At 60.1% G+C, this 12475-nt stretch carries 8 protein-coding genes and 1 pseudogene; 5 read left to right on the top strand and 4 right to left on the bottom strand.

Going from position 1 to position 12475, the window contains the following annotated elements; translation table 11 throughout:
* The first annotated feature begins 152 nt into the window (after positions 1-152).
* The 5 genes and pseudogenes from emhA to ACYZTW_RS26505 all read left to right on the top strand — a co-directional run.
* A complete protein-coding gene (gene emhA / locus ACYZTW_RS26485) occupies positions 153-1310 on the top strand; it encodes an efflux RND transporter periplasmic adaptor subunit EmhA (protein ID WP_462002446.1) in 1158 nt (385 codons plus the stop codon).
* Between the two features lie 3 nt (positions 1311-1313).
* Positions 1314-4463 (top strand): efflux RND transporter permease subunit EmhB, encoded by a 3150-nt coding sequence (emhB, locus tag ACYZTW_RS26490; protein ID WP_462002447.1) that lies wholly within the window; start codon positions 1314-1316, stop codon positions 4461-4463.
* Positions 4460-5920, top strand: a complete 1461-nt coding sequence (emhC, locus tag ACYZTW_RS26495) for an efflux RND transporter outer membrane subunit EmhC (RefSeq protein WP_462002448.1) — start codon at positions 4460-4462, stop codon at positions 5918-5920. Before emhB ends, emhC begins: the two co-directional genes overlap by 4 nt.
* A 438-nt stretch (positions 5921-6358) precedes the next feature.
* Positions 6359-7618, top strand: coding sequence for an OprD family porin (locus tag ACYZTW_RS26500; protein WP_462002449.1), 1260 nt, complete (start codon positions 6359-6361; stop codon positions 7616-7618).
* Between the two features lie 229 nt (positions 7619-7847).
* Positions 7848-8312 (top strand): annotated as a pseudogene (locus ACYZTW_RS26505) (trans-aconitate methyltransferase); the annotation flags it as partial.
* A gap of 101 nt (positions 8313-8413) precedes the next feature.
* On the opposite strand, the gene pcaC reads toward ACYZTW_RS26505, so the two are convergent.
* The 4 genes from pcaC to ACYZTW_RS26525 are packed head-to-tail and all read right to left on the bottom strand — an operon-like array spanning position 8414 to position 12349.
* Positions 8414-8806 (bottom strand): 4-carboxymuconolactone decarboxylase, encoded by a 393-nt coding sequence (gene pcaC, locus ACYZTW_RS26510; protein WP_008147336.1) that lies wholly within the window; start codon positions 8804-8806, stop codon positions 8414-8416.
* Positions 8807-8816: 10 nt separating this feature from the next.
* On the bottom strand, positions 8817-9623 hold the full coding sequence (pcaD, locus tag ACYZTW_RS26515) for a 3-oxoadipate enol-lactonase (RefSeq protein WP_462002450.1): 807 nt from the start codon (positions 9621-9623) through the stop codon (positions 8817-8819).
* 11 nt (positions 9624-9634) lie between these two features.
* On the bottom strand, positions 9635-10999 hold the full coding sequence (locus ACYZTW_RS26520) for a 3-carboxy-cis,cis-muconate cycloisomerase (protein WP_462002451.1): 1365 nt from the start codon (positions 10997-10999) through the stop codon (positions 9635-9637).
* 45 nt (positions 11000-11044) lie between these two features.
* Positions 11045-12349 carry an MFS family transporter gene (locus ACYZTW_RS26525; protein WP_462002452.1) on the bottom strand — a complete coding sequence of 435 codons (1305 nt, stop codon included), beginning with the start codon at positions 12347-12349 and terminating at the stop codon, positions 11045-11047.
* Positions 12350-12475 lie beyond the last annotated feature (126 nt).

Raw genomic sequence — 12475 nt, forward strand, 5'->3', positions numbered from 1 at the left:
CTTTCGTAACGGTGTGGATACACAGTCAAGGTGTTTACAAACAACCATGAACGTAAGTATATTACTTAGCAAGCTACTTATCCACTCAGCGCACATTTTTTACCTTTCCACATTTCGAGTGCGCAATTTGCGCGCCTGACCCGAGGATTTTCATGCAATTCAAGCCAGCTGTTACCGCTCTGGTCACTGCCCTCGCCTTGGCATCGCTGCTCAGCGGATGCAAAAAGGAAGAGGCGGCACCTGCCGCACCACCCCCTCAGGTCGGCGTCGTTACTCTGCAATCTCAAGCCTTCACCCTGACCTCCGAGCTTCCGGGCCGTACCAGCGCGTACCGCATCGCCGAAGTTCGCCCTCAGGTGAACGGCATCATTCTCAAGCGCCTGTTCAAGGAAGGCGGCGACGTCAAGGCCGGCCAGCAGCTGTATCAGATTGATCCAGCGGTTTATGAAGCCACCCTGAAAAGCGCCGAAGCCAACCTGCAGCAGACCAAATCGATTTCGGATCGCTACAAGCAACTGGTCAACGAGCAGGCTGTGAGCCGTCAGGAATACGACACGGCCCTGGCCAACCGGTTGCAATCGGAAGCCGCCCTGCAAAGCGCCCAGATCAATGTGCGCTACACCAAGGTTTACGCACCACTCTCCGGCCGCATCGGCCGCTCGACCGTGACTGAAGGCGCGCTGGTCACCAGCGGCCAGGCCGACGCGATGGCGGTGATCCAGCAACTGGACCCGATCTATGTCGACGTGACCCAGTCCTCCGTAGAGCTGCTGGAACTGCGCCGCGAACTGGAAAGCGGTCGTCTGCAAAAATCTGGCGACAACGCGGCTGCGGTCAAGCTGACCCTCGAAGACGGCAGCCAGTACAAACAGGAAGGCAAGCTCGAGTTCTCGGAAGTCTCGGTAGATCAGACCACCGGTTCCGTGACCTTGCGTGCGGTATTCCCGAACCCTGACCACACCCTGCTGCCCGGCATGTTTGTACATGCTCAACTGCAGGCCGGTGTGAACAGCGCGGCGATCCTCGCCCCTCAACAAGGCGTGACCCGTGACCTCAAAGGCACCCCGACCGCGCTGGTCGTCGGTGCGGACAACAAGGTCGAGCTGCGTCAACTCAAGGCCAGCCGCACTGTCGGTAGTCAGTGGCTGATCGAAGACGGTCTGAAGGCCGGCGATCGACTGATCACCGAAGGGCTGCAATTCGTCAAACCTGGCATTGAAGTAAAAGCCAGTGAAGCGACTAACGTTGGCGCAAAGAACCCGGCCCCCGCAAAAGTAGCTGACAAGGCTTCCAGCGGCAAAGGGGAGTAAACCATGTCCAGATTTTTTATCGACCGTCCGATTTTCGCCTGGGTAATTGCCCTGGTGATCATGCTAGTCGGGGCACTATCGATCCTCAAACTGCCGATCAACCAATACCCGAGCATTGCGCCTCCGGCCATTGCAATCCAGGTGACTTACCCAGGCGCGTCCGCACAAACCGTGCAGGACACCGTGGTGCAAGTGATCGAGCAACAGCTCAACGGTATCGATAATTTGCGTTATGTGTCCTCGGAAAGTAACTCCGACGGCAGCATGACCATTACCGCGACCTTCGAGCAGGGCACCAACTCCGATACCGCGCAGGTTCAGGTCCAGAACAAACTGAACCTGGCTACCCCGCTGCTACCGCAAGAAGTGCAGCAACAGGGGATCCGCGTGACCAAGGCAGTGAAAAACTTCCTGATGGTGATCGGCGTGGTGTCGCGCGACGGCAGCATGACCAAGGACGACCTGTCCAACTACATCGTGTCGAACATGCAGGACCCGATCTCTCGGACCGCTGGTGTCGGTGACTTCCAGGTCTTCGGTTCGCAGTACGCCATGCGGGTCTGGCTCGACCCGGCCAAGTTGAACAACTTCAGCCTGACCCCGGTGGACGTCAAGGCTGCCATCGCCGCACAGAACATCCAGGTGTCCTCTGGCCAACTGGGCGGCCTGCCGGCTGCACCCGGCCAGCAATTGAACGCCACGATTATCGGCAAAACCCGCCTGCAGACCGCCGAGCAGTTCAACAAGATCCTGCTCAAGGTCAACAAGGACGGATCGCAAGTGCGCCTGTCCGACGTCGCCGACGTTGGCCTGGGTGGCGAGAACTACAGCATCAACGCCCAGTTCAATGGCGCACCGGCTTCCGGTCTGGCAGTGAAACTGGCCAACGGTGCCAACGCCCTCGACACTGCAAAAGCCCTGCGCAAGACCATCGAAACCCTCAAGCCGTTCTTCCCGGAAGGGATGGAAGTGGTGTTCCCGTACGACACCACGCCGGTGGTGACCGAGTCGATCAAGGGTGTGGTTGAAACCCTGGTCGAAGCGATCGTACTGGTGTTCCTGGTGATGTTCCTGTTCCTGCAAAACTTCCGCGCCACAGTCATCACCACGATGACCGTGCCTGTGGTACTGCTGGGTACCTTCGGGATCCTCGCGGCGTTCGGTTTCAGCATCAACACCCTGACCATGTTCGGTATGGTGCTGGCCATCGGTTTGCTGGTGGACGACGCCATCGTCGTGGTGGAAAACGTCGAACGGGTCATGAGCGAAGAAGGCCTGTCACCCAAGGAGGCCACCAAGAAATCCATGGGGCAGATCCAGGGTGCACTGGTCGGTATTGCCCTGGTGCTGTCGGCGGTACTGCTGCCGATGGCGTTCTTCAGCGGTTCCACCGGTGTGATCTACAAGCAGTTCTCGATCACCATCGTCTCGGCCATGGCCCTGTCGGTCATGGTTGCGCTGATCTTCACCCCGGCGCTCTGCGCGACCATGCTCAAGGCGATTCCGAAAGGTGAGCACGGCACGCCGAAACGCGGCTTCTTCGGCTGGTTCAACCGCAGCTTCGACCGTGGCGTCAAAAGCTACGAGCGTGGCGTGGGCAACATGCTCTCGAACAAGGCCCCGTACCTGCTGGCCTATATCATCATCCTGGTCGGCATGATCTGGCTGTTCACCCGCATTCCAACGGCGTTCCTTCCGGAAGAAGACCAGGGCGTACTGTTTGCTCAGGTGCAGACCCCGGCCGGTTCCAGTGCCCAACGGACCCAGGTGGTGATCGACCAGATGCGCTCCTACCTGCTGGATAAAGAGTCCAGCGCCGTGGCCTCGGTGTTTACCGTCAACGGATTCAACTTCGCCGGTCGCGGTCAAAGCTCCGGTCTGGCCTTCATCATGCTCAAGCCGTGGCATGAACGGGATGCGGAAAACAGCGTGTTCAAACTCGCCGCCCGCGCCCAGCAGCACTTCTTCACCTTCCGCGACGCCATGGTGTTTGCCTTCGCACCACCGGCGGTCCTGGAATTGGGTAACGCCACCGGTTTCGACGTGTTCCTGCAGGACCGCGCCGGTATCGGTCACGCCAAGTTGATGGAGGCACGTAACCAGTTCCTCGGTATGGCCGCGCAGAGCAAAGTGCTCTATCAGGTGCGCCCGAACGGTCTGAACGACGAACCGCAATACCAACTGGAAATCGATGACGAGAAGGCCAGTGCCCTGGGCATCACCCTCACTGACATCAACAACACCCTGTCGATTGCCCTGGGCAGTAGCTACGTCAACGACTTCATCGACCGCGGTCGGGTGAAGAAGGTTTACGTGCAAGGCCAGCCGGGTGCGCGCATGAGTCCTGAAGACGTGAAGAAATGGTATGTGCGCAACAGCGCCGGCACCATGGTTCCGTTCTCGGCGTTCGCCAAGGGTGAGTGGATTTACGGTGCACCGAAGCTGTCGCGTTACAACGGCGTCGAAGCGATGGAAATCCTCGGTGCCCCGGCACCCGGTTATTCCACCGGTGAAGCCATGCTCGAAGTCGAAGCCCTGGCCAAGAAACTGCCGGCCGGTGTCGGTATTTCCTGGACGGGTCTGTCGTACGAGGAACGGTTGTCCGGTTCGCAAGCGCCAGCGCTGTACGCCCTGTCGCTGCTGATGGTGTTCCTGTGTCTGGCGGCGCTGTACGAAAGCTGGTCGATCCCGATCGCGGTGATGTTGGTGGTGCCGCTGGGGATCATCGGTGCGCTGATGGCGACCAGCCTGCGCGGCCTGTCCAACGACGTGTATTTCCAGGTGGGCCTGTTGACGACTATCGGTCTGGCGGCGAAAAACGCCATTTTGATTGTCGAATTTGCCAAGGAACTGCATGAACAAGGGCGTAGCCTGCGCGATGCCGCGATCGAAGCCTGCCGGATGCGTTTGCGACCGATCATCATGACATCGCTCGCCTTCGTCCTCGGTGTGGTACCACTGGCAATTTCCACGGGTGCGGGTTCGGGTAGCCAGCATGCGATCGGTACCGGGGTGATTGGCGGTATGCTCACGGCCACGATCCTGGCGATCTTCTGGGTCCCGCTGTTTTTCGTCACCGTGTCGGCCATGGGGCAGCGCAAAACCGCTGACCAGGACGACGCTCTTGAACCTTCTAAAGAGGCTGGCTTATGAGCAAGTCGCTACTGTCCCTGGCTGTTGCCGCCTTCGTGCTCGGCGGCTGCTCGCTGATACCCGATTATCAGCAGCCTGAAGCACCGGTGGCGGGCCAGTACCCGCAAGGTCCGGCGTATTCGTCGGCCCAGGCGCCTGCGCAGGCTGCCGCCGAACAGGGCTGGAAGCAGTTTTTCCATGACCCGGCGCTGCAACAGCTGATCCAGGTCGCCCTGGAAAACAACCGTGATCTGCGTGTCGCGGCGTTGAACATCGACGCCTTCGCGGCTCAATACCGCATCCAGCGTGCCGATCTGTTCCCGGCCGTGTCGGCCAATGGCACCGGCAGCCGTCAGCGGGTCCCGGCTCGGGCCTCGCAGACCGGTGAAACGGACATCACCAGTTCCTACTCGGCCACGGTCGGCATCAGCGCTTATGAACTCGACCTGTTCGGTCGGGTTCGCAGCCTGAGCGAAGAAGCGCTGCAGAAGTACTTCGCCACTGAAGAAGCGCGCCGCACCACCCAGATCAGCCTGGTGGCCAGCGTGGCCAATGCCTACCTGACCTGGCAGGCCGACAAGGAGCTGCTGAAACTGACCCAGGAGACCCTGGGTGCGTTCGAGGAGAGCTACAAGCTCACCGCCCGCAGCAACGAAGTGGGTGTGGCCTCGGCGCTGGACCTGGCCCAGTCACGTACCTCGGTGGAAAACGCCCGCGCACAAAAGGCCAGGTACACCCGTCAGGTTGCCCAGGATGAAAACAGCCTGGTGCTGCTGCTCGGCACCGGCGTCCCGGCCAACCTGCAAGCCGCCAAGCCATTGGCTGACGACCTGCTGAGCGACGTGCCGGCCGGTCTGCCATCGGACTTGCTGCAACGCCGCCCGGACATCCTCCAGGCCGAATACAACCTGAAAGCCGCCAACGCCAACATCGGCGCGGCACGGGCTGCGTTCTTCCCGAGCATCAGCCTGACGGCCAATGCCGGGACCCTGAGCCCGGACCTGTCCGGCCTGTTCAAGGGCGGTTCGGGCACCTGGTTGTTCCAGCCGCAGATCAACCTGCCGATCTTCAACGCCGGCAGTCTGCGCGCCAGCCTGGATTATTCAAAAATCCAGAAAGACATCGGCGTGGCGAACTACGAGAAATCCATTCAAACGGCCTTCCAGGAAGTCGCCGACGGCCTGGCTGCCCGCCAGACCTACACCGATCAGTTGCAGGCCCAGCGTGATTTCGTCACCGCGAACCAGGACTACTACCGTCTGGCCGAGCGTCGTTATCGCATTGGTGTCGACAGCAACCTGACCTTCCTCGATGCCCAGCGTCAGCTGTTCAGTGCCCAACAGGTACTGATCACCGACCGTCTGGCGCAACTGGTCAGTGCCGTCAATTTGTATAAAGCACTGGGCGGTGGCTGGAACGAGCAGACGGCGAAGAACGAGCCGTTGAAAGAAGAAGCGCCGAAGCTGAAGTTGTTCTGATAGCGCTGTAAAACAAGAAGCCCACCTTTTGGTGGGCTTCTTGTTGGTCACAGATAAAGCGGTGGTGTCTGGACTGGCCTCTTCGCGAGCAGGCTCGCTCCCACTGAGAACGACCGGTGTACATGTCATTGGGCCAGACACCATCCCTTGTGGGAGCGAGCCTGCTCGCGAAGAGGCCGGCCCAGACAATACAAACCCTTGCCCAATCTTGCGTTCGATAATCGCCCAAAACCCGCTTTCCCCGATTGAACCATCTGGTACATCCCCCGCACCATTCGTCGCACAAGACCAATAACAACAGGTTCGACACCATGCCCCCGCGCCCTGCCCTGTCCGGCTGATCCCGTTAGTTTTTGTCCTGATTTCAAATTTTTGTCTGCCCCCCCAAGTTGCGGCAGCACCTCGTTTCACACCTAAAAATTAGAGAGACCCGAGCACATGACACCTTCCAATACTCAATACTTGTTCTCCAGCCTCATCGCCGTTGCACTGGCCAGTACGGCTCTGCCCGCCATGGCCGAGGAGTCAGGCTTTGTCGAAGGTTCCAAGGTCAACCTGAACCTGCGCAACTTCTACATCAACCGCAATTTCACCAACCCGACCAAAGCTCAGGGCAAGGCAGAAGAGTGGACGCAAAGCTTCATCCTCGACGCCAAATCCGGGTTCACTCAGGGCACCGTCGGGTTCGGCATGGATGTGCTGGGGCTGTACTCGGTGAAACTCGACGGCGGTAAAGGCACGGGCGGTACGCAGTTGCTGCCGCTGGATCACGACGGTCGCCCGGCAGACAACTTCGGGCGCACCAACGTGGCGTTCAAGGCCAAGCTGTCGCAGACCGAAGTGAAGGTGGGCGAATGGATGCCGGTGCTGCCGATCCTGCGTTCGGACGACGGTCGTTCACTGCCACAAACCTTCCGTGGCGGCCAGATCACCTCGAAGGAAATCAACGGCCTGATGCTCTACGGCGGCCAGTTCCGCGCCAACAGCCCGCGCGACGACAGCAGCATGAACGACATGTCGATGACCGGCAAACCAGCGTTCACCTCGGACCGCTTCAACTTTCAGGGCGGCGAATACGTCTTCAACGAGAAGCGCACCCAGATCGGTGTGTGGAACGCCGAACTCAAGGACATTTACAGCCAGCAGTACGTGAATCTGATCCACAGCCAACCCATCGGCGACTGGACCCTGGGCGCCAACCTTGGTTTCTTCTATGGCAAGGATGACGGCAGCGCCCGGGCCGGCGAGCTGGACAACAAGACCTGGTCGGGCCTGTTCTCGGCCAAATACGGCGGCAACACCTTCTATGTCGGCCTGCAAAAACTCACCGGCGACAACGCCTGGATGCGGGTCAACGGCACCAGCGGCGGCACCTTGGCCAACGACAGCTATAACTCAAGCTATGACAACGCTCAGGAAAAATCCTGGCAGGTACGTCATGACTACAACTTCGTCGCCCTCGGAATTCCCGGCCTGACCCTGATGAACCGCTACATCAGCGGCGACAACGTCCACACCGGCACCATCACCGACGGCAAGGAATGGGGCCGCGAAAGCGAACTGGGCTACACCGTGCAGAGCGGCGCGCTCAAAGACCTCAACGTCAAATGGCGCAACTCGACCATTCGCCGCGACTTCAGCAACAACGAGTTCGATGAGAACCGGTTGATCGTCAGCTATCCGATCAGCTTGCTTTAAACATCAGATCAAATGTGGGAGCGAGCCTGCTCGCGAAGGCGGCGGCACATCCAGCACAGGTGTGCCTGACAGACCGCTTTCGCGAGCAGGCTCGCTCCCACACTGGATCTGCGTCGCCCGTCAGGCTGGCTGGCGCTTTGCCGACCTTCAATACAGTGAAAAAACCTGACAGGACTCAGGCGATATTCAGCCCTCCCCACTTCCGTTATCTGTTGATGTAGGTCCGCAAGACCACGAACAGCAACTGCCGCGTTTGCTCAAGCGCCTCAATCCGGATGGATGCCTGGCAGCGCACATGCCCGACTGACGGGATGCGCTGTGCTATCAACTGATGCTCGACACCCTTGAAGAGGCAGGCCCCGGTGGCAAACCACTCGGCACCCCGCAGTTGCGCGAGGCCATGGCGGTGCGGCCGCTGTTGTCTTTGGAAAGTTACTACCGGTTGCTCTCACCGATCACCCAGACACTGGATATCTGGGAGACTGAGCAGCTCCAGGTTGTCGACGGCAAGTCGCCGATTTATGACTGGGTCAAAGTCACGGCGCTGCGGCCGGTGATGCAGGGACTGAAGGATGATGAACAGGCGCGGTTCATCTACCACTACCTGATGCGCGTGCATGCGTATTACCCGCCGGAGAGCGACGGGCACACGTTGTTTCCATTCAAGCGGATCTTCATTGTCACCACGGTTTAAACCTGTGGGAGCGAGCCTGCTCGCGAAGGCGTGTTCTCAGCCAACACGTGTATCAAGGCTGCTACCGCTTTCGCGAGCAGGCTCGCTCCCACAGGTATTCATCACTCCCGCGATTCAACCCCCAACTCATCCCACACCGACTCCGCCAGGTGAAAGGTCGCATTCGCCGCCGGAATACCGCAGTAGATCGCGCTCTGCATGATCACCTCCTTGATCTCGCCGCGGGTCACGCCGTTGTTGGCGGCGGCGCGCAGGTGCAGTTTGAGTTCTTCATTGCGGTTCATGCCGATCAGCATGGCGATCGTGATCAGGCTGCGGGTATGGCGTGGCAGCCCCGGACGGGTCCAGATGTCGCCCCAGGCATGGCGGGTGATCATTTCCTGAAACTCCGAGTTGAACTCGGTCAGCGCGTTCAGGCTACGGTCGACATGGGCGTCGCCGAGTACTGCACGGCGGACTTTCAGGCCCTCGTCGTAGCGTTGTTTCTCGTCCACAAAAAAATCCTCAATGACCTGACAAAAACGCCAACACCCGATCGCTAAACGCAGCACCGGCCTGAACGTTGGACAGGTGCGCAGCATAGAACTCGGCGTACTCGGCGCCCTGCACATGTTCCTGAATGAAGTGCCCGCCGGACGGCGGCGTGACTGCGTCTTCGGTGCCGGCGATGACCAGCAGCGGAACCTTGATCGAGGACAGCTGATCGCGGAAATCGGCATCGCGCACGGCGGCACAGTTCGCGGCATAACCTTCAGGCGAGGTGGCCGCAAGCATGTCAGTAATCTTCTTCGCGGCAGCAGGATTGCCTTGAGCAAAATCCGCGGTGAACCAGCGCGCAATCGACGCATCACGCAAGGCGACCATGGCGGCCGGACCGTCACGCAGCACGGTTTCGATCCGCGGGTTCCACACCGACGGATCGCCGATTTTCGCTGCGGTGTTGCACACCACCAGTGTGTTCAGGCGATCACCAGCGTTGATCCCCAGCCACTGGCCAATCAGCCCGCCCATGGACAGACCGCAGAAATGCGCGCGTTCGATGTGCAAGGCATCCAGCAGCGCCAGCACGTCATGGCCCAGTTGCTCGATGCTGTACGGCCCCGGCGTGACCAGCGATTTGCCATGGCCACGGGTGTCGAAACGCAGCACGCGGAAATGCTCGGTGAACGCCGCAATCTGCGCGTCCCACATGTGCAGGTCGGTGCCCAGCGAGTTGGACAACACCAGTACCGGCGCATTGGCCGGTCCATCGAGTTGCGGCCCTTGAATTTGGTAGTGCAGTTCGCCCTCGGCGAGTTGTACGAATGCCACAGCAGTCTCCTTCAGGCAGTCAACGCAGAATGTTCAGCCGCCGCTCGCTCGACCCAGGTATGGGCCTGGCCGAGGTAATGGGCGGGGTCCAGCAGATGATCGAGTTCAGCAGGCGAGAGTTCGGCAGTCACTTGTGGCTCGTCGCCGAGCACCACTCGTAAATGACGTTGTTCAGTCACTGCGCGCTTACAGCATTGCTCCAGCAAATGGTGCGCAGTGTCGCGCCCCACTCGTTGAGCGAGGACGATGCTCACCGCTTCGGCGAGCACCAGGCCTTGGGTCAGATCGAGGTTGCGGGCCATGCGCTCGGCGTCCACTTCCAGTCCATCCGCCACCAGCAACGCTTGCTTCAGACTGCCGGACACCAGGCAGCAAATCTCCGGCAGGGTTTCCCACTCGGCATGCCACAGGCCGAGGCTGCGCTCGTGTTCTTGAGGCATGGCGCTGAACAGGGTCGAGAGCAAACCGGGTACGCGAGTCGCAGCACTGATCAGCACCGCCGCGCCCACCGGATTGCGTTTGTGCGGCATGGTCGAAGAACCGCCCTTGCCCGGCGCAGAAGGTTCGAACACTTCAGCGGCTTCGGTCTGCATCAGCAGGCTGATGTCACGGCCCAGTTTGCCGAGGCTGCCGGCGATCAATCCCAGTACCGAGCCGAACTCCACCAAGCGATCTCGCTGGGTGTGCCAAGGTTGATCCGGCAGTGTCAGTTTCAATTCTTCAGCCAGCGCTTGGGCAATTGGCATCGCCTGCTCGCCGAGGGCCGCGAGGGTTCCGGAGGCGCCGCCGAATTGCAGCACCAACAGTCGCGGTTTGAGTTCGCGCAGACGCTGACGGCTGCGAGTGACAGCGCCCAACCAACCGGCGATTTTCATGCCGAGGGTGACGGGTGTCGCGTGCTGCAACCAGGTCCGGCCGGCCAGCGGCGTGGCGACGTAACGCAAGGCTTGGGTCGAGAGGGTTTCGCCCAGTTGCGCCAGATCGCTTTCAATCAGCTCCAGCGCGCCACGCAGTTGCAACACCAGACCGGTGTCCATCACGTCCTGGCTGGTCGCGCCCAGATGCACATAGCGCTCGGCTTCGGCGTTGTTGGCCGCGATCTGTTTACCCAGCGCCTTGACCAACGGAATCGCCGAATTGCCCGCCGTGGCAATCGCCTCGCCGAGGGCGGCGAAGTCGTAATGCCCGGCCTGACAGGCCGCTTCAATCGGCGCGACAGCCGTCTGCGGAATCAGCCCGACCCGCGCCTCGGCCCGGGCCAGTGCCGCTTCGAAATCAAGCATCGCTTGAACCCGACCCTGATCGCAGAACACCTCACGCATGTCGCGGGCAGTGAAATAGGCATCGAACAATTGATTGCCCGGTCGCTCGTTCATAAACAGTCCCTGGAGGCGTGGGCCGGTCAGGCCCACGGGTAAAGATCAAAGGTCGTTTTCCAAATACTTCGCCTGTTTCGGCAAGCGCAGGCTGAACAGGAACGCCACCGCCATCATCACCGTCACGTACCAGTAGAAGGAGTTTTCCATGCCCCCGGCTTTGAGGCTCAGGGCCACGTATTCCGCCGAACCGCCGAAGATTGCATTCGCCACCGCATACGCCAGGCCGACGCCCAAGGCGCGCACCTCCGGCGGGAACATTTCGGCTTTTACCAGGCCGCTGATGGAAGTGTAAAAACTGACGATCGCCAGCGCCACGGTAATCAGCACGAAGGCCAGGAACGGACTGCTGACGCTTTTCAGGCTCAACAGAATCGGCACAGTGAACAGCGTACCGAGGGCGCCGAACCAGAGCATCGAATTACGTCGGCCGATCTTGTCCGCGAGCATGCCGAACAGCGGCTGCATGCACATATAAAGGAAAAGCGCGCCGGTCATGATGTAGCTGGCGGTCTTGGCCTGCATGCCGGCGGTGTTCACCAGGTACTTCTGCATGTACGTGGTGAACGTATAGAAAATCAGCGAGCCACCGGCGGTGTAACCGAGCACGGTGATGAACGCCGCTTTGTGGTCGCGAAACAGCGCACGGATGCTGCCGGCGTCCTTGTTTTCGCGCATTTCCTTGCTGGTGGTTTCCTTGAGCGAACGACGCAGGAACAGCGAAATCAACGCCGCCATCGCACCAACGACAAACGGGATCCGCCAGCCATAGGCGCGCAAATCGTCCTCAGTGAGGAACTGTTGCAGAATCACCACCAGCAACACCGCCAGCAACTGCCCGCCGATCAGCGTCACGTACTGGAACGAGGCGAAGAAACCGCGCTGGCCCTTGAGGGCCACTTCGCTCATGTAGGTCGCGGTGGTGCCGTACTCACCGCCCACCGACAGGCCCTGGATCAAGCGGGCGAACAACAACATGATCGGCGCCCAGACGCCGATGCTGTTGTAGGTCGGCAGGCAGGCGATGAGCAACGAACCGAAACACATCATCAGAATCGAAATCATCATCGAATTCTTGCGCCCGTGCTTGTCCGCCACCCGGCCGAAGATCCAGCCGCCGATGGGCCGCATCAGGAACCCGGCGGCGAACACACCCGCGGTATTGACCAGTTGCACAGTCGGGTTATCTGAAGGGAAAAAGGCTGGGGCAAAATAGATCGCGGAAAAAGCGTAGACGTAGAAGTCGAACCATTCGACGAGGTTGCCGGACGAGGCGCCAACAATCGCGAAGATCCGTTTACTGCGCTCTTCGCCGGTGTAGTGCGCTGTAGTAGCGGTGTTAGTTGTCATTGTTTTTCACTCAATGGGGACAGTGAGAGTCTAGACACACTTCGCAACAGCCCCGTTCCACAGATGCATAACACACAGATCCCCCCGTGGGAGCGAGCCTGCTCGCGATTGCGGTGTGTCATTCAG

The sequence above is a fragment of the Pseudomonas sp. LB3P25 genome, assembly GCF_054897985.1.

What these genes read in the sequence shown, in the direction of transcription:
- emhB (WP_462002447.1), top strand. Translation starts at nt 1,314, where the DNA reads ATGTCCAGATTTTTTATCGACCGTCCGATTTTCGCCTGGGTAATTGCC.
- emhA (WP_462002446.1), top strand. Translation starts at nt 153, where the DNA reads ATGCAATTCAAGCCAGCTGTTACCGCTCTGGTCACTGCCCTCGCCTTG.
- ACYZTW_RS26500 (WP_462002449.1), top strand. Translation starts at nt 6,359, where the DNA reads ATGACACCTTCCAATACTCAATACTTGTTCTCCAGCCTCATCGCCGTT.
- ACYZTW_RS26520 (WP_462002451.1), bottom strand. Translation starts at nt 10,999, where the DNA reads ATGAACGAGCGACCGGGCAATCAATTGTTCGATGCCTATTTCACTGCC.
- emhC (WP_462002448.1), top strand. Translation starts at nt 4,460, where the DNA reads ATGAGCAAGTCGCTACTGTCCCTGGCTGTTGCCGCCTTCGTGCTCGGC.
- ACYZTW_RS26525 (WP_462002452.1), bottom strand. Translation starts at nt 12,349, where the DNA reads ATGACAACTAACACCGCTACTACAGCGCACTACACCGGCGAAGAGCGC.